This is a genomic window from Mesorhizobium sp. C399B (genome assembly GCF_030323185.1).
GTDB lineage: Bacteria > Pseudomonadota > Alphaproteobacteria > Rhizobiales > Rhizobiaceae > Mesorhizobium.
The window spans coordinates 2,824,761-2,841,803 of record NZ_CP100472.1; the positions used below are offsets into that span (position 1 = coordinate 2,824,761).

General features: G+C 64.1%; 18 protein-coding genes. 4 read left to right on the forward strand and 14 right to left on the reverse strand.

Going from position 1 to position 17,043, the window contains the following annotated elements; all coding sequences use genetic code 11:
• Positions 1-59: 59 nt before the first annotated feature.
• A complete protein-coding gene (gene alr, locus NLY36_RS13510) occupies positions 60-1,169 on the reverse strand; it encodes an alanine racemase (RefSeq protein ID WP_031197166.1) in 1,110 nt (369 codons plus the stop codon).
• Between the two features lie 271 nt (positions 1,170-1,440).
• Positions 1,441-1,953 (reverse strand): RNA pyrophosphohydrolase, encoded by a 513-nt coding sequence (locus NLY36_RS13515; protein WP_023693158.1) that lies wholly within the window; start codon positions 1,951-1,953, stop codon positions 1,441-1,443.
• 47 nt (positions 1,954-2,000) lie between these two features.
• Between NLY36_RS13515 and NLY36_RS13520 the strand changes: the two genes are divergently transcribed.
• A complete protein-coding gene (locus tag NLY36_RS13520) occupies positions 2,001-2,465 on the forward strand; it encodes a DUF8220 family protein (RefSeq protein ID WP_023698408.1) in 465 nt (154 codons plus the stop codon).
• A 19-nt stretch (positions 2,466-2,484) separates the two neighbouring features.
• On the opposite strand, the gene NLY36_RS13525 is transcribed toward NLY36_RS13520, so the two are convergent.
• The 5 genes from NLY36_RS13525 to rsfS all read right to left on the reverse strand — a co-directional run bounded on the left by NLY36_RS13525 (position 2,485) and on the right by rsfS (position 7,577).
• On the reverse strand, positions 2,485-3,666 hold the full coding sequence (locus NLY36_RS13525; RefSeq protein WP_023712010.1) for a divergent polysaccharide deacetylase family protein: 1,182 nt from the start codon (positions 3,664-3,666) through the stop codon (positions 2,485-2,487).
• A 180-nt stretch (positions 3,667-3,846) separates the two neighbouring features.
• Positions 3,847-5,172: a S41 family peptidase gene (locus tag NLY36_RS13530; protein WP_023668701.1), complete on the reverse strand. Its 1,326-nt coding sequence runs from the start codon at positions 5,170-5,172 to the stop codon at positions 3,847-3,849.
• Between the two features lies 1 nt (position 5,173).
• Positions 5,174-6,532: a murein hydrolase activator EnvC family protein gene (locus NLY36_RS13535; protein WP_023668700.1), complete on the reverse strand. Its 1,359-nt coding sequence runs from the start codon at positions 6,530-6,532 to the stop codon at positions 5,174-5,176.
• A 122-nt stretch (positions 6,533-6,654) separates the two neighbouring features.
• Positions 6,655-7,137 (reverse strand): 23S rRNA (pseudouridine(1915)-N(3))-methyltransferase RlmH, encoded by a 483-nt coding sequence (rlmH, locus tag NLY36_RS13540; protein ID WP_023684125.1) that lies wholly within the window; start codon positions 7,135-7,137, stop codon positions 6,655-6,657.
• A 62-nt stretch (positions 7,138-7,199) separates the two neighbouring features.
• The gene (gene rsfS, locus NLY36_RS13545) at positions 7,200-7,577 is read right to left on the reverse strand and encodes a ribosome silencing factor (protein ID WP_023668698.1); all 378 of its coding nucleotides are present in this window, start codon (positions 7,575-7,577) and stop codon (positions 7,200-7,202) included.
• Positions 7,578-7,818: 241 nt separating this feature from the next.
• Here rsfS and NLY36_RS13550 point away from each other — a divergent pair, with 241 nt between their 5' ends.
• The gene (locus tag NLY36_RS13550; RefSeq protein ID WP_023736854.1) at positions 7,819-8,673 is read left to right on the forward strand and encodes a mechanosensitive ion channel family protein; all 855 of its coding nucleotides are present in this window, start codon (positions 7,819-7,821) and stop codon (positions 8,671-8,673) included.
• Between the two features lie 15 nt (positions 8,674-8,688).
• Here NLY36_RS13550 and NLY36_RS13555 read toward each other — a convergent pair whose 3' ends face one another.
• The 3 genes from NLY36_RS13555 to NLY36_RS13565 form a co-directional block, all read right to left on the reverse strand.
• On the reverse strand, positions 8,689-9,969 hold the full coding sequence (locus tag NLY36_RS13555; protein WP_023698214.1) for an MFS transporter: 1,281 nt from the start codon (positions 9,967-9,969) through the stop codon (positions 8,689-8,691).
• Between the two features lie 74 nt (positions 9,970-10,043).
• Complete coding sequence (locus tag NLY36_RS13560) at positions 10,044-10,631, reverse strand: nicotinate-nucleotide adenylyltransferase (protein ID WP_023698215.1); 588 nt, start codon at positions 10,629-10,631, stop codon at positions 10,044-10,046.
• Between the two features lie 163 nt (positions 10,632-10,794).
• On the reverse strand, positions 10,795-12,075 hold the full coding sequence (locus tag NLY36_RS13565; protein ID WP_023668694.1) for a glutamate-5-semialdehyde dehydrogenase: 1,281 nt from the start codon (positions 12,073-12,075) through the stop codon (positions 10,795-10,797).
• A gap of 78 nt (positions 12,076-12,153) precedes the next feature.
• On the opposite strand from NLY36_RS13565, the gene NLY36_RS13570 reads away from it, so the two are divergent.
• The gene (locus tag NLY36_RS13570; protein WP_023668693.1) at positions 12,154-12,639 is read left to right on the forward strand and encodes a hypothetical protein; all 486 of its coding nucleotides are present in this window, start codon (positions 12,154-12,156) and stop codon (positions 12,637-12,639) included.
• Positions 12,640-12,665: 26 nt separating this feature from the next.
• On the opposite strand, the gene proB is transcribed toward NLY36_RS13570, so the two are convergent.
• Both proB and obgE read right to left on the reverse strand, forming a co-directional pair.
• Positions 12,666-13,793, reverse strand: a complete 1,128-nt coding sequence (proB, locus tag NLY36_RS13575) for a glutamate 5-kinase (RefSeq protein ID WP_023668692.1) — start codon at positions 13,791-13,793, stop codon at positions 12,666-12,668.
• 2 nt (positions 13,794-13,795) lie between these two features.
• A complete protein-coding gene (gene obgE / locus NLY36_RS13580; protein WP_023668691.1) occupies positions 13,796-14,827 on the reverse strand; it encodes a GTPase ObgE in 1,032 nt (343 codons plus the stop codon).
• A 167-nt stretch (positions 14,828-14,994) separates the two neighbouring features.
• Here obgE and NLY36_RS13585 point away from each other — a divergent pair, with 167 nt between their 5' ends.
• Positions 14,995-15,858, forward strand: a complete 864-nt coding sequence (locus NLY36_RS13585) for an endonuclease/exonuclease/phosphatase family protein (protein ID WP_023668690.1) — start codon at positions 14,995-14,997, stop codon at positions 15,856-15,858.
• Positions 15,859-16,049: 191 nt separating this feature from the next.
• On the opposite strand, the gene NLY36_RS13590 is transcribed toward NLY36_RS13585, so the two are convergent.
• Complete coding sequence (locus NLY36_RS13590) at positions 16,050-16,637, reverse strand: GNAT family N-acetyltransferase (protein WP_023684119.1); 588 nt, start codon at positions 16,635-16,637, stop codon at positions 16,050-16,052.
• A gap of 132 nt (positions 16,638-16,769) precedes the next feature.
• Positions 16,770-17,039, reverse strand: coding sequence for a 50S ribosomal protein L27 (gene rpmA, locus NLY36_RS13595; protein ID WP_015315190.1), 270 nt, complete (start codon positions 17,037-17,039; stop codon positions 16,770-16,772).
• Between the last annotated feature and the right edge of the window lie 4 nt (positions 17,040-17,043).

Here is a 17,043-nt window from a genome sequence, read left to right on the forward strand (position 1 = left end):
CCGCCGCCTCCTGTCTGCCGGATTCTGCGGCGTCCGCCAAGGGGCGGCGTGTCGCGGCTCTATTCGTTGATATAGCGGCGGTGGAAGCGGGGGCCGAGACTGGTCAGGATTTCATAACCGATCGTGCCGGCATGACCGGCGGCGTCATCGACGCTCTGCGAGGGGCCTAGGAGTTCGACAAGGTCGCCCTCGCGCAGCCGGCCGGCCGGCAGGGCCGAGATGTCGAGTATGATCGAATCCATCGACACCCGCCCGACAAAGGGCAGTCGCACGCCGTCGAGCCAAGCAGCCGAAGCCGCGCGCCGGTGCCAGCCATCGGCATAGCCGAGCGAGATCGTGGCCGCGCGCAAGGGACCGCTGGCCAGAAACGCATGTCCGTAGCCGACGCCCGCGCCCTTATCGATGCCGCGTGTCTGGATGATCTTTGCCTCGAGCCGCACCACCGGCAGCATCGGGTTCGCCTCATCAGGCGTCGGATTGATGCCGTAGAGCGCAGCGCCCGGACGCGCGAGGTCGTACTGATAGCGCGGCCCAAGAAAGATGCCGGAGGAATTGTCCAGCGACGCCGGCGCCTTGGGCAGCATTTTGCGCAGCCGTTCGAACTCCCTGAGTTGCGCGTCATTGGCCGCATTGGTCGGTTCGTCCGCACGGGCCAGATGGCTCATGACGAGGACGACATCGACGCCGGCGAAAGCATCGGCCGTAAGCGCCTCGACCTCTGCCGGCGCCATGCCCAGCCGCGACATGCCGCTGTCGACCTGGATGGCGGCCTTGAGCTTGCGGCCGGCCTTCTGGCCGGCTTTGCTCCACGCCTTCAATTGTCCGCCACTGTTGATGACGGGAACAAGGTCGGCAGCCACCGCTTCGGGTTCCGAGCCCGGCGGCAGCCCGTTCAGCACATGGATTTCCAGCTTCGGTCCGAGTGCGTCGCGCAGCGCGACACCCTCGGTGAGATGCGCGACAAAGAAGCTGTCGCAGCCTTCGGCAACCAGTGCCGCCGCCACTTGCCGCGCGCCGAGCCCGTAACCGTCGGCCTTGACGACGCCGGCGCAGCGCACGCCGCCGAGCTTTGCCTTGAGCCGCCGGTAATTCTCTCGGATAGCGCCGAGATCGATGGTGAGAATGGCGCCGGCCGCCGCTTCGCTGATCGTATCTTTGGCTTTATGCATCGCAGACCCGCTGAAGTCGGCGCTGCCCCTCATTGTCCTGCCGGATATCTCTCCCTATCCCTATACGGGGAGTTGAGGAGCGGTCGGCGTAAAGCGGACGAAAAGCCAACTGCTTGGCTTTTCGAGTGACGAAAGCCGGCAGGCGGGTGAGGGGCAGCCCATACGCTGCGCTAAGAGGCCATTGCCCGGCGTCGTTCATATGGGTCTCGTGGCTGCGGGTGTCCCGATCAATAAAGCACGAATCAGGTGCCGTGCGAACCGTCACATCCAGCTAGGCAAGATGACGGAACGCCGCCACCACATCCTCATAGACCTTGCGTTTGAACGGCACTATCAGATCGGGCAGGTCCTGCATCGGCCGCCATGCCCATTCATCGAATTCGGCGGTGTGGCCGCCCGGCGGCGGATTGATCTGGATCTCTCTGGTCTCGCCGTGAAAGCGGTAGGCGAACCATTTCTGCGTCTGGCCGCGATAGCGGCCCTTGAGGGCGATGCCGACCAGATCGGGCGGCAGGTCGTAATTGATCCAATGCGGCGCCTCGGCCAGCAGCGTGACCGAGCGCATGCCGGTCTCTTCATAGAGCTCGCGCCCGGCCGCCTGCAGCGGCTCCTCGCCCTCGTCGATGCCGCCTTGCGGCATCTGCCAGAGCTGCGTGGTCCCGGCAAATTCGCTGTCCGGTTCGGCGATGCGGTGCCCAACCCAGACCAGCCCGTCGCCATTGAGGATCATCAGCCCGACACAGGGGCGGTATGGCAGCGTCTCGGGATCGATCTTTTTAGCCATCGGAGTTTAAAGCCGTTCTGAGATTCGCTCCGGCGAGGCAGTGGCGAATGATTTCGAGAACCGGAGCGGAGCGTACTCAAAGTAGGCTTGCCCCGGAAGCGGAAAACGTGGGTTCGTTCCAGTCACTGCCACCCGGCCCCGTTGCCGCCGTTGCGGTCGAATGGCAGAGTAATCCCATGAAAAATATTCAAATCATCGACGGCGCCTTGAACGCAACCTTCAGCGTGTTCGAGGCAACAGAGGAGGAGTACGCCGCCATCTTCCCGGATGGAAGAGACATGGAACTGGCCGAAGATTTATTTGAGCGGCTTGGTGAAGACGAGGCAGGTCGCGTGCTGGCGCCGCTTTGGGGTCGTCCCATCCTGAAACGCGATGTGCTCGGAATCCACGGCACCCTGTTCTACAACAACGAATATCGGCGGAGACACATCCCGCAATCAAAGCGCGAGGTCGACTGGGATGATGGTTCAATCAATCAGGCCCAGAGAGAGCTCTTTTCTCGGCATCGTTGAAAATCGCCACAAGCGCCGATCAGCCTTTTTCCGGGTCGATGGCCACCGCCGAGATCGGCACGATCTCGATGCCGCGCTTTTTTGCTTCGACCGCCCAGGACGCCACGGTGTCGACGGTGAGGTCGAAGGCCGAGCCGATGCCGACGGCGGAGCCTTTGGCACGCGCGGTCGCTTCCAGCGCGTCGAGCTTTTTCAGGATGGCGCCGCGGTCCTGCACGGCGTCGATTGCCGTATCGCCGGCGACGAACGGCACACCGTCCTTCAAGGCGAGATCGGACGCCAGGCTCCGCGCGGACGAGCCGTCATCGATATAGGCAAGGCCGCGCTTGCCAAGCTCGGCCATGAACGGCCCCATCGCTGTCGCGTCGGCCGAAAAGCGCGCCCCCATATAGTTTATGACGCCGGTATAGTTGGTGGTCCGCGACAGCGCCCAGCGCAGATTCTTCAGATTGTCGTCCTGGCTTGCCGCCACTGTCAGCGTGTTGCGGCCGGGATTGACGTTGGGATAGTCGAACGGTTCGAGCGGCACCTGCATGACCACCTCATGCCCGCTCTGCCGTGCCGCCTGCATCCAGCGGCCGATGCTGTTGCCTTGCGGCGCAAAAGCCAGCGTCACTTCGGCCGGCAGCTTGGCGATCGCGGCCTGCGTGCCGGTCTGCGACACGGCAAGCCCGCCGATGACGATTGCCACTCGAGCGCCACGCGAACCCGACCACGGCCGCGCATAGACATCGAACGGCCGCCGGCCGTCAGCGGCGCGAACCGGCAACGGGCCGGTGTCGCTGGCCTCGATCAGCGCCCTGTCGGGGATATGCGCGATCTTCAGGTTCTGGCCGATCGTCGACGGGTCGTGGATGACGATGGCTGCATTGGGCGGGCCATCACCCTCCTGGGACTGCACATGGATGATCTGCGGACCGCTGGCCTTGGGCGTTTCCGCCTTCGGCGCTGCCGCCGTCGCTTGAGCAGTGGGCGCTGCGGCCGCGGGCTCGGCCGCCGCCGTCACCTTCGGCGTCGAGACCGCGATTGCTTCCGGTTTGCGGAACGGCTTCTCGCGCAGCGCGATCGCGCCGGAGATGCCGACCGCGGCCAGCACGACCAGCGTCGCCGCGACGGCGCCAGCGCTGATCCCGCGCGACGCGGCACGCGGTCGGACGGTCTGTCCGAGCGGGCGTTCGATGTCCTTGCCGACGTCAGCCAAGCCGCATCCCCCGGCGCGTGATCAGCGAAATCTTCGCCATGCGCAGATCCAAAACTGACGGCGCGTCCCCTGCGCCTTTGAGGCACAGCGCCCAGCTGCCCCCGAATCAAACTGCCGGAACCTCACGGTCCCGGCAGCATTGCATCGCTTCGATTGGGCAGCCAGAGCTACCAGTCGATTTCACTGGTTAAGCACTGCCTTCTCCGGATTCGGCGGGAATGCCGGATCGGTCTTTTGGCCGCGCAGCAGCTGTTCGGCATAGATCAGCTGCAGATCGTCCTTTGGATCCGGCGGCACATAGGCAGCCGAGCCCGAGCCGGTATCGCTCTCGTCGGCCCCCTTGATATGGCCCTTGAGGTCAGATTCACCGCGCGTCAGGTCCCTGCCCTGCAGTTCGGGCGGCAGCGGCTGGTCGACCTTGATGTCGGGCGTGATGCCCTTGCCCTGGATCGACTTGCCGGACGGCGTGTAATAGAGCGCCGTCGTCAGGCGCAGCGCGCCGTTCTCGCCAAGCGGGATGATGGTCTGCACCGAGCCCTTGCCGAATGACTGCGTGCCGACCACTGTGGCGCGGCGCAGGTCCTGCAGCGCGCCGGCGACGATCTCGGAGGCGCTGGCCGAACCGCCATTGACGAGCACGATCAGCGGCTTGGCGCCGATGTCGTCGCCTGCCTTGGCGTCGAAGCGTGTGACGTCCTTCGGGTCGCGGCCGCGGGTCGAGACGATCTCGCCACGGTCGAGGAAGGCGTCGGACACGCTCACCGCCTGGTCGAGCAGGCCGCCCGGGTTGAGCCTGAGATCGAGCACATAGCCCTTGAGCTTGTCGTTCGGCACCTGCTTCTTGATGGTGTCGATGGCATTCTCGAGGTCGTCATAGGTCTTTTCGGTGAAGGAGGTGATCTTCATGTAGCCGATGTCGTTCTCGACCCGGAACTTGACCGCCTTGACCTTGATGATATCGCGCACCACCGTCAGCTCGATCGGCTTGTCGGCGCCTTGGCGCAGGATGGTCAGCTTGATCGGCGTGTTGACCAGGCCGCGCATCTTTTCGACTGCATCGTTGAGCGTCAGGCCGCGAACCTCTTGGCCGTCGATCTTGGCGATATAGTCGCCGGCCAGCACGCCTGCCTTGGCAGCCGGGGTGTCGTCGATCGGCGTGATCACCTTGACCAGGTCGTTCTCCATGGTGACCTCGATGCCGAGGCCGCCGAACTCACCCTTGGTCTGCACGCGCATGTCCTGCGCCTGCTCGGCATTCATGTAGGAGGAGTGCGGGTCGAGCGAGGTGAGCATGCCGTTGATGGCGTTTTCGACCAGCGACTTGTCGTCCGGCGGCGTCACATACTGCGCCCGCACGCGCTCGAAGATGTCGCCGAAGATCGCCAGTTGCTTGTAGGTCTCGGAGCCTGCAGCGTTCGCCGTCGAGCCGGGGGCGCCATAGACCAGGCTCATCGCTGACGCGCCCATCAGCGCACCGGCAATAAGAAGCGACAGTTTCCGCATCATTTCACGTCCTTCCAGAGAAGCGGTCCGCCCACCATGGGGTCGGATCGACGGGTTTTCCATCCTTGCGGAACTCGACATAGAGTTCCGGCGTGGCATTTCCATTCTTCGAGGCCGAGGTGCTTGCCACCCGGGCCTCTCCCATCGCGCCGACCGGCTCTCCTGCGAGCACCGACTGGCCAGACGCGACGCTGATTCTGCTCATCCCCGCCAGGACGACATGATAGCCGTCTCCCGCATTGAGGATCAAGAGTTGACCATAGGAGCGAAAAGGCCCCGCATAAAGCACATTTCCGTCCGCCGGTGCCGTGACGATGGCTCCCGATTGTGTCGCAACCATGTCGCCAAGCATCACCGCGCCGTTACCGTCATCGGCCCCGAAACGCAGCTTGATCTTGCCGGTGACCGGTAGCGAGACCTGTCCCTGAAGTGCCGAAAACGGCGCGGCGGCGGTGAGGCGGTTGCCTTCCGGCACGGGCAGCGAAGCCAGCTCCGTCGACGCGGTTGTGCCTGCATCGGCGTTATCGGCGTCCGGCTTATCGCTGTCGGCCGCTTTCTGTTCGCCTGCCTTGACGGCATCCGCCGCCTTGCGGCTCTTGTCGGCTTCAAGCGAAGCGATCAGCTCTTTCAGGCTGCCGGCCTTGGCCGCAAGCGCCTGGGACCGCTGCTTTTCAGCGGCCATCGCCGTCCAGGTGTCCGCCTCGAGCTTCTGCTTGGCTTCGAGCAGCATGGAGAGGCGTTTCTTTTCCGCCGTCTGCTCGCCGACCGCCGCTGTCAGCCGCGTCCGCTCGGCCTCGATCGAGGCCGTCACCCGGGTCTGTTCCCTGAGGTCGGCCAGCAATTTGTCGGTCTGCTGGCGCAGTTCCGGCACCACTGCGCCGAGCAGGATGGCGCTGCGCACCGACGACAGTGCGTCTTCCGGCTTGACCAGGATCGCCGGCGGCGGATTGAGCCCCATGCGCTGCAGCGCCCCCAGCACCTCGGCCAGCACGTCGCGCCGCGCCGCCAGCGAGACACGGATCTTCTGTTCCTCGCCCTTCAGTCCTTCGAGCCTGGCGCCGATATCCTCGATGTCCTGGCCGAGCTTCTGCTCGGTCATCGCCGACTGGATAAGCGCCGCGGTGATCGAGGCATGGTCCTTCTTGACCGAAGCAATGTCGGCGGCGAGCTTGGCCAGCCGTTCGGACGACAGCGTGATCTCGGCCGACACCTTCTCATATTCGGCACGGCTCAGATCGGGGTCGGGCGCCACGTCCAGCGTATTTTCGGCCCGCGCAAGCCCGAGCGACAGCAAAACCACTGCTGCAGCGATGCCGCAGCGCGCGTGCCGGAAGCCCGTTCGTGATTTCCCGTTGTCAGCCATTGAAGCCCGACTCTATGCGTGGCTTCGTTAACGAACCATCAACCATGATCGAACCGAAGCCTAGCACAAAACAGCCGCGCATTGGGGCGGAAATCCGGACGATTGATCCTCGACCCACTGATTTACGAACGGTGGTAGGGATGTCCCGAAAGAATCGTTGCCGCCCGATAGAGCTGCTCGCCCAGCATGACGCGCACCAGTTGGTGCGGCCAGGTCGCCGCGCCGAACGAGACTATCAGCTCAGCCTGATCGCGAATCGACTGGTCGTGCCCGTCGGCGCCGCCAATGGCGATGACCAACGCCTTGCGTCCGCCATCGCGCAGCTGGCCGATACGGCTGGCGAAATCGTCTGAGGACAGGTTTTTGCCGCGTTCGTCGAGCAGGAACAGCGCCGTGCCCGGCTGCAGCTGTGCCTGCAGCTTCTGGCCTTCCTCGCGGCGGCGCTCATTGGCGTTCTGGGCTCGTCCCTCGGCGATCTCGGCGACACCAGAGAATTCGAACCCGATCGCCGGGCCGCTCTTGGCGAAACGCTCGAAATAGCGGTCGGCGAGTTCTCTCTCGGGGCCGGCCTTCATCCGGCCCACGGCATGAACTGCTATCTTCATCCCTGCCTCGGCGAGCTTTCAATCCATGTCGCACCCCGGATGGTTACGACATGAGACGGAGCTCAGTGCAAGGTCTCTTCCTCGAGGTCCGGCGCCTGCCACATCTTTTCAAGATTGTAGAATTCGCGGACTTCTGGGCGGAAGACATGGACGATGATGTCGCCTGAATCGATCAGGACCCAGTCGGCGCCGGACAGCCCCTCGACGCGCGCCGTGCCGAGACCGGCATCCTTGAGCGCCTTGAGCAGGTGGTCGGCGACAGCCGAGACATGACGGTGCGACCGGCCCGACGCGATGACCATATAGTCGCCGAGGCTCGATTTCCGCTGAATGTCGATTGAGACAATATTTTCGGCCTTGGAGTCTTCCAGACTGGCAAGGACTGTCTTGATGGCACGGGACACGGCGTCATCTACGCTGATCCTGGCCGGCGAAGGCATGACGTCAGCCTTCTTCCGCAATGCTGTTCTCAGTGTATTTCCTTTCGCAGCAAGAACAACCAAATCACCCACGAAATCAGGTGACACCCTATAGATAGGCAGAGTTCCCTTGCAGTTTCAAGACGGGAGGCCCTGCCACCGCGAACGCAGTGCACGACTTCCGGTTCCGGAGCCTTGAGAAAAATCGGAACCCATGGCCGCGGCAGGGGTTATCGACACACCCCCCAAACGGATTTTCCTGATGCCAATCGACCCCCAGAACACGCTGCTCACCGTGCAGGCTGGCCTTGCGCAACTCAGCACACTGATCGTTTCCTATTCCTTCTCCGCCATCGGCGCCATCATCCTGCTGGTCGTCGGCTATCTCGTCGCCGGGCTCGCAGAACGATCGATCTCAGCCGGCCTCGGCCATATCCATGGTTTCGACGCGACGCTGCGCCATTTCTTCTCGAAGATCGTGCGCTACGCCATCCTGATCCTGGTCGTCATCATGGTGCTCGGCCAGTTCGGCGTTCAGACGGCCTCGATCATCGCCGCCATCGGCGCCATCGGGCTGGCAATCGGCCTGGCGCTGCAAGGCACGCTGCAGAACATCGCCGCAGGCATCATGCTTCTGGCGCTCAGGCCATTCCGCATCGGCGAATATGTCGAGGTCGGCGCCATTTCCGGCACCGTCGAGGAAATCGGCTTGTTCGCCACCAAGCTCCGCACGACAGACGGCGTCTATGTGCTGGCGCCCAATTCGACGCTGTGGAACCAGCCGGTGCGCAATTTTACTCGCAACGGTGTGCGCCGCGGCGACATCACGCTGAGCATCGGCTCCTGGAACGACATCGACCTGGCGCAGAAAACCATGCTGGGCGTTGCCGGCGGCGAGCGCCGCGTCAAGCGAGAGCCGGCGCCGATCGCCTTCGTCGCCACGGTGGGCGATGCCAGCGTCGCCATCACCTTGCGCTACTGGACCACGGCGGCGGATTTCTTCGCCACCCAGATCGATCTCACCAAACGCGTCAAGCAGGCGTTCGACGCCGAAGCCATTTCGGTTCCCGCACCTCCGCCGGAGGCTCGACAGGAAACTGCCGCTACCAGGCAGTAGGAGCTGTGAAACCGTTCAGCGCTGATCTTCCGGGGCGTAGGCGAGCTCCACCGGCAGCGGCGCCTGCGCCGACATCGGCGCGAAACTGCTGGTCTCCGTAGCGGGGACGGCGCGCGTGGTGGCCACTCGCCACAGCACGAACAGGCAGAAGACAGTGGCGATGACGATGGCCACATAAATGAAGGCCTGCGTGCCATAGACAGCCGACAGGGCCGTCACGATACCCGGCACGATGAACCCCGACAGCGACCAGGCAAACAGCAACGAACTCGACAGCGCCACCATGTCGTCCTTGCCGGCGCGATCGGCGGCGTGTGCGCTGGCCAGCGAATAGATCGATTCCGAAGCGCCGTCCCAGATCACATAGATCACCACCAGCACCGCCAGAGCGCCACCGTCAAAGCCGATAGCCAGAATACCGGCAACGATGGCCAGTGCCGCAGCGCCGGCCAGCACGTAACGGCGATCGGTACGATCCGAAATCCAGCCGAGCGGGATCTGCAGGATCAGCGTGCCGACGGGCATGGCCGACAAAAGCAGCGCCACATCGGCCTGGCTGTAGCCCTTGGCCGTGGCATGGATCGGAGCGAACCCGGCGATCGCCATCGACAGGCCGCCGACGGCCAGCATGCCGGCCACGCCGACCGGCGAGATCCGCCAGGCGCGGCCAAGCGCCACGGAGGCTGCGCGAGGTGGCGGCGGTTGAGCCAACCGCGTCATGCCGACCGGCAGGATCGACACCGCGGTGAAGGCAATGCCGATCAGCGGCGCCTGCGCCGTCGCGATGTCGACCGCCGCCAGCAGGGCATAGCCGACGCCAAGTCCGGCGACATAGGCGACGTAAAACACCGCCATCACCCGGCCGCGAATGGCGTTTGCGACGGCATCGTTGAGCCAGCTCTGGGCGACGATGAACAGGCCGCATATTGCAAAACCGTAAAGCGCGCGCGCCGCGATCCACAGCAGCGGGTAGGTGCCGGCGCCAATGGCAGCATTCGACAGCGCTATCAGCGCCGACAGCACCATGAAGGCGCGGGCGTGCCCGACGCGGCGCACCAGCGGCCCGGTCAGGATACAGCCGGCAAGTCCGCCGGCAGACAGGCCGGTGATGATCAGCCCGGCCCAGGTCGGATCGAAGCGCTCGACGCCAAGCCGGACCGGGATATAGGCGAACATCAACCCGTTGCCGACCGCAATCAGCGCCATCGACACGATTACGCTGGCAATGGCGATCACGGGCGCCGGCGGGGTGCCATGATTGGGGTCGATGTCGGTCTGGTTCACTGAAGTGGCCATATCCAGCGCAGCATCGCCCAGCCAATCGCGAAAGGCCGCCGTAAAAGCGACATCGGCGATCTGGTCTTACGGAGTTACCCCTTGGCTTGCTGGCGAATAGCACTCGATGACAGCGATGAGCGTGGGCCGTGAATAAAAGTCCAGGCCGGCGCCTTCATGCGGGCGAGCCGGGGCGCGTCACCCTCGTCGACGCGGGCATAGTCGAAGGTCTTGGCCACGACCGAGGACAGGAAGGACAGCGTCGCGCCCGGGCGGTCGATGACGGCGATCGGGAAGGCCATGACGATCTGGCGCCAGCGCTGCCAACGGTGGAAATCGCGGAGTGAGTCGGCGCCCATGATCCAGACGAAGTCGACGCCGGGATTGCGTGCCTTGACCAGCGCCAGCGTGTCGGCGGTGAAGCGAATATGATGCGCCGCCTCGAAGGCGGTGACCTTGATCTTCGGGTTCTTGGCGATCTGCTCCGACTGCAGCAGCCGGTCGCTCAGCGGCGCCAATTCCCTCGTGCTCTTCAGCGGATTGCCTGGCGTCACCATCCACCATAGCTGGTCGAGCGCCAGCCGCCTGAGCGCGATTTCCGCCACCAGCGCATGACCGGCATGCGGCGGGTTGAACGAGCCGCCGAACAGGCCGACGGCAAGGCCCTTTTCGGCATGCGGCATGCGGAGGTAGTGCGAGGAAAGAGGCGCCCCACCCTCCCCCTTGTGGGGAGGGTCGATCCGCGAAGCGGAGCGGGGTGGGGGGATTGCAGAATTCAGCGTCGTACCCCCACCCGGCTCGCTGCGCTCGCCACCCTCCCCACAAGGGGGAGGGTAAGGCCAGCGCTCAAGGCCTCACCTGTCCCGACCCGCGCACGCGGTATTTGAACGAGGTCAGCTGTTCGACGCCGACCGGACCGCGCGCATGCATCTTGCCGGTGGCGATGCCGATCTCGGCTCCCATGCCGAATTCGCCGCCATCGGCGAACTGCGTCGAGGCATTGTGCAAAAGGATCGCCGAGTCGATCTCGTTGAAGAACCGCTCGACCGCTTTGGTATCCTCGGCGATGATCGCCTCGGTGTGGTGTGAGGAGAACGTCTCGATATGGTCGATGGCACCGGCAATTCCGTCTACCAGCTTTACCGCGATGATGGCCTCGAGATATTCGGTCATCCAGTCGGCATCGGTCGCCGGCTTGGCGTCGAAGAACAGCTTCATCACTTCCTGATCGGCATGGATCTCGCAGCCGGCGGCGCGTAGCGCGTCGAGGATCGGCACCAGATGTGTGGAGGCCACCGCGCGGTCGACCAGCAAAGTCTCTGCAGCGCCACAGACACCGGTGCGCCGCATCTTGGCGTTGACGGCGATCCTGACCGCCATGTCGAGATCGGCCGAGCGGTCGATGTAGAGATGGCAGATGCCTTCAAGATGGGCAAAGACCGGCACCCGCGCCTCGCTCTGGACGCGCCCGACCAGGCTCTTGCCGCCCCGCGGAATGATGACGTCGAGATTGCCGCCAAGCCCTTTCAGCATCTCGCCGACGGCGGCGCGGTCGGTGGTCGGCACCAGCTGAATGGCGTCTTCCGGCAGGCCGGCGGCCTTCAGCCCCTCGACCAGGCAGGCATGAATGGCGGCGGACGAATTGAGCGAGTCCGAGCCGCCGCGCAGGATCACCGGATTGCCGGCCTTGAGGCAGAGCGCGCCGGCATCCGCCGTCACATTCGGCCGGCTTTCATAAATGACGCCGACAACGCCGAGCGGCGTGCGCACGCGCTCGATCTGCAGGCCGTTGGGGCGATCCCAGGCGGCAATCACATCGCCGACCGGGTCCCTGAGCTCGGCGATTTCACGGATGCCATCCGCCATGGCACGGGTGCGCGCCGGATCGAGCTTCAGCCGGTCCATGAACGAGCCGGACAATCCCGATTCGTGGCCATTCGAGACATCGATGGCGTTGGCGTCGAGAATGTCCTGCTCACGCGAAATGATCGCGTCGGCCATGGCGACGAGTGCGGCATTCTTGGCGTTGGTCGTGGCGATAGCCAGCGGTCGGGCGGCGGCGCGCGCATTGCGGCCTATCCGTGCCATCAAACTGGCTACATCTTCGCCTTGGTGTTTGTTCAACATCTGACCGCTCCGGTGAAGCCTGGTGGATTTACACGCGGCCGGCCTTCGCGGCAATGGCCGCAAATTCGGGAGAGCAGAATGAAGAGCGCCGCAGTCTTGTTTGCTTTGGCCACGATGCTGGCGCCCACCGGCCTTCGCGCAGCCGATTACTGCGATGACAAGATCGAACTCGGCGAGAGCCCCGATGGCCTGGCCATGACCATGGTAGGTTCGATGATGTCCCTCGTACTCGCTGAGCGCTATTGCGGCGCGCTACCGACGCCGTTTTCCCAAATCTACGTCGTAGTTGAGGAGGGACATGGATGTGGGCCGCGTGTGAGGCTTGAAGCAGAATTCAAGAAAAAGATGGAGGAGGAAAAAGCGACAGACGCAATGATGGCCGACTCAGTCATGCACGACCTCATCGCAGACGGGACGGACCTCCCCCAAGCCGAAATGGATAAACGTGCCAAGGCTATCATTGAAGGACAGTTGGGAGGTTGCAGCAAGCTTCTGAAAATTCAACGGGACGTTCAGGAGAGGTACCGCAATCCGCCCAAATGGCCGCGTGAACCTGACAAGTAGCGCGCCGTCAATCGCAGGGCCGCGCCTCACTCGGCCGCGCCGCTCACTACCAGATCGTCGCGGTGAATCATCGCCGATCGCGCCTCGTAGCCGAGCACGGTTTCGATCTCGGCGGTCTTCAGGCCTGCGATCCTTACGGCATCGGCGGCATCATAGGCAACCAGCCCGCGCGCGATCTCGCGCCCTTCGGGCGACAGGATCGCCACCGTGTCGCCGCGCGAGAAATTGCCGCTGACCAGCCTGACGCCCGCCGGCAGCAGCGATTTGCCGGACAGCAGCGCACCGATGGCGCCGGCGTCGACGGTGAGCCGCCCGGCCGGTTCGAGCTGGCCGGCGATCCAGGTCTTGTAGCCTTTCACCGGATTGGCGCTCGGCCTGAAGAAGGTGGCGCGCTCGCCACGCTCGATCGCCATCAGTGGCGACAGCCTGGTGCCCGAGGTGATGATCATGGCGGTGCCGGCGGCGGTGGCGATCTTGCCGGCATCGAGCTTGGTGCGCATGCCGCCGCGCGACAGTTCGGATGCGGCCGCCCCGGCCATAGCCTCGATATCGGGCGTGATGCGGTCGACCACCGGAATGAATTTTGCATCGGGATCGCGCGCCGGCGGCGCCGTATAGAGCCCGTCAATGTCGGAGAGCAGCACAAGCAGGTCGGCGCCCATCATCGTCGCCACCCGGGCCGCCAGCCGGTCATTGTCGCCATAGCGGATTTCGGAGGTCGCTACCGTGTCGTTCTCATTGATGACCGGCACCGCCTTCATCTTGAGCAGCGTCGAGATCGTCGCGCGGGCATTCAGATAGCGTCGGCGCTCCTCGGTGTCGCCGAGCGTCAGCAGGATCTGGCCCGATTTCAGCGCACCCTTGCCCAGCGCATCCGACCATGCGCCGGCGAGCGCAATTTGCCCGACGGCGGCCGCCGCCTGGCTCTCCTCGAGCTTCAGCGCCCGTTTTCCGAGACCGAGAATGGTGCGGCCGAGCGCAATGGCGCCGGACGATACGACCAGGATCTCGGCGCCGCCATTGGCCAGCACCGCAATATCCTCGGCAAGCGAAGCCAGCCAGTCGCGCTTCAGGCCGCTGGTGCGGTCGACCAGCAAGGCCGAACCGATCTTGACCGTGATGCGCCGGTATTTTGTCAGCGACCGCGCCGTCATCGTTATCGGTCCCAGCGGGTCTCGACGGGAGCGGCAGCCCTGTCGCGCGCTTCGCCGACAACTGCCATCAGCGCGCGCAGCACCGCTTCGACGCCCTCGCCGGTGGCCGCCGACAGCAGCATCGGCGCGCGGCCGGCAGCGCGTTTGAGGGACGCAACCTTCTTCTTGCGCTCATCGGCGTCAAGGATATCCACCTGGCTGAGCGCGACGATCTCGACCTTCTCGATCAGCCCATTGCCATAGGCGTCGAGCTCGGCGCGCACGGTCTTGTAGGCCTTTCCAGGATTTTCCTCCTGCGCCGAGACCAGGTGCAGAAGTACACGCGTGCGCTCGACATGGCCGAGGAAGCGGTCGCCGATGCCGACACCCTCATGCGCGCCCTCGATGAGGCCCGGAATGTCGGCGATGACGAATTCGCGCGCATCGATGCGGGCAACGCCGAGGCCGGGATGCAGCGTGGTGAAGGGGTAGTCTGCGATCTTCGGCTTGGCCGCGGTGACGGTTGCCAAAAAAGTCGACTTGCCTGCATTGGGCAGCCCGACCAGGCCGGCGTCGGCAATCAGCTTCAGCCGCAGCCAGACATTCATCTCTTCGCCGGGCTGGCCGGGATTGGCGCGGCGAGGCGCCTGGTTGGTCGAGGTCTTGAAATGCTGGTTGCCGAAACCGCCATTGCCGCCCTTGGCCAGCAGGAAGCGCTGGCCGACCACGGTCAGGTCGCAGATCAGCGTCTCATTGTCCTCGGCAAACACCTGGGTTCCGGCCGGCACCTTGAGCGTCACATCGGCGCCCTTGGCGCCGGTCATGTTGCGGCCCATGCCGTGGACACCAGTCTTGGCCTTGAAATGCTGCTGATAGCGATAGTCGATCAGCGTGTTGAGACCGTTGACCGCTTCCAGCCAGACATCGCCGCCGCGGCCGCCGTCGCCGCCATCCGGGCCGCCGAACTCGATGAATTTTTCGCGCCGGAACGACACAGAGCCGGCGCCACCGTCGCCGGAGCGGATATAAACCTTGGCTTGATCGAGAAATTTCATTGGACTACGCAGTTTCTGTTGGCCTTGCGGCTTTGCTCTAGATCTTGCGCCTTGCTCTAAACCAAGGCGCGGCCAAGGGCGAGGCCGTTTTGCGACTAAAGCGCCGGATGCCCTTTTGTCGGGGACGCGGTAGCAGTGTTCGCGGACGGAGCTTGAGGGGCGCGGGAATGAAGGTTGTGAGCTACAACATCCAGTACGGTATCGGTCTGGATGGCCGCTACGATCTCGGCCGCATCACCGAGGCGGTTCGCGGCGCCGACGTGATCGCGCTGCAGGAAGTGACCCGCAACAATCCGAGGAACGGCAACCGCGACATGGTCGCCGAGATCGGTGAGGCGCTGCCCGAATATTTTGCCGCCTACGGCAGCAATTTCGAGGTCAATGTCGGCTCGCGCCTGGAGGCCGGCCGCGCCATCACCACCACTTTCCAGCTCGGCAACATGGTGCTGTCGAAGACACCGATCCATCTGTCGCGCAATCTGCTTTTGCCGCGCAGCCGCAGCCTTGAGGCGATGAACTTCCAGCGCGGCGCACTCGAGGCGCTGGTCGAGACCCCGCTCGGCTTCATCCGCTTCTATTCCACGCATCTCGACCATCGCAGTCCGGTTGAGCGCGCCAGCCAGATCCGTTTCCTGCGCCAGCGCCTGTTGAACTATGCCTTCGAGGGCGGCGGTCTCTCCGGCATTCCCGAGATCGGCCTGCCGGACCTGCCCTATCCCGAAGCCTTCATCGTCATGGGCGACTTCAACATGCTGCCCGGCTCGCCCGAATATGTCGAACTCGTCGGCCGCCCGGACCATGAATTCGGCATGCCCTTGACCGCCGATCTCGCCGTCGACGTCGCCCAGCGCCTGAACACACCAGACGTCGTCACCTGGGTCGATCCCACGCGACCCGAAGACACAAGCCGCCACAAGCGCATCGACTACATCTTTACCTCGGCCTCGCTCGCCGGATCGCTGAAGCGCCTGTGGGTCGACCCGCAAGCGGTCGGTTCGGACCATCTCCCGATTTGGGTCGAGATGGGCTGAGTTGAGCCCGATCCACAACCAACGTTTCCAAACCTGTCGTTTGGAGGCACGCGCCTAGGTGTTGAGATTCAGGTCAGGCCGAGCCGAAAACACTGTCTTTCGAGAACCGGAGCGGAGTGTACTTAAGTACGTGCACCGGAAGCGCATAAAACCCGCGTTTGCAGGCCGGCCTCACCTGAATATCAAAACACCTAGAAATGCACCCAGTTTCGAAGACTGATCCAGGTCTTTCTGTCCAGCCGGTACCGCTCGACCGGCACCTGGCCGGCGACGATCGAGTTCAGCATGCCCTGGCCGGCATACTGGAAGCCGCATTTGTGGATGACCCGGCGCGAGGCCGGATTGATCACCCGCGTCGAAGCCTGCAGCACGTGGATCGACGTCCGTTGGAAGGCAAGGTCGACCAACGCGTGCGCGGCCTCCGTCGCATAGCCGCGCTTCCAATAGGGCTCGCCGATCCAGTAGCCGAGTTCCAGCCCGCGATCGGTCATGTTGAGGCCGGCGCAGCCGACGAAAATGTCGGTGCCGGCGAGCGTCAGGGCGTAGGCGATGCCGGCCCGGCGCGACCGGGTCATAGCCAGGAAGGCGCGTGCCTCGGCCTCGCCATAGGGGTGCGGCATGCGGGCCAGCATCTCGGCGACGTGACGGTTGTCGGCAAGCTCGACCAGTTGCGCGATGTCGGCTTCACACGGGGCGCGCATCACCAGCCGCTCCGTGGCCAGCACCGGGCAATCTATCGCGTAACTTTCGTCTTCGGTGTCTTCCGCTTCGGCAACCATTCGACGTCCTCCAGGCAAGAAAAAAGGGGAGATGGAAAACCCATCTCCCCTGATCCTTTTCCTGGCTCCATTCACTGGTTTGGCCAGACACCGGTTCCCGAGATGGGCGCCGGTTTTATAGTGCGGAACCGGCTACTCCGCGGCTTTGGTAATCGGGTTGACCGATACGTAGGTTCGGCCGTTGGCTTTTTTGTTGAAGGTGACTGCGCCGGTCTCGAGCGCAAAAAGGGTGTGGTCCGTGCCCATGCCGACATTGACGCCGGGATGCCAGGTGGTGCCGCGTTGACGGATGATGATGTTGCCCGGGATGACGGCTTCGCCGCCGAACTTCTTCACGCCCAGACGCTTGGAATGCGAGTCGCGACCGTTGCGCGACGAGCCGCCAGCTTTCTTGTGTGCCATCTAA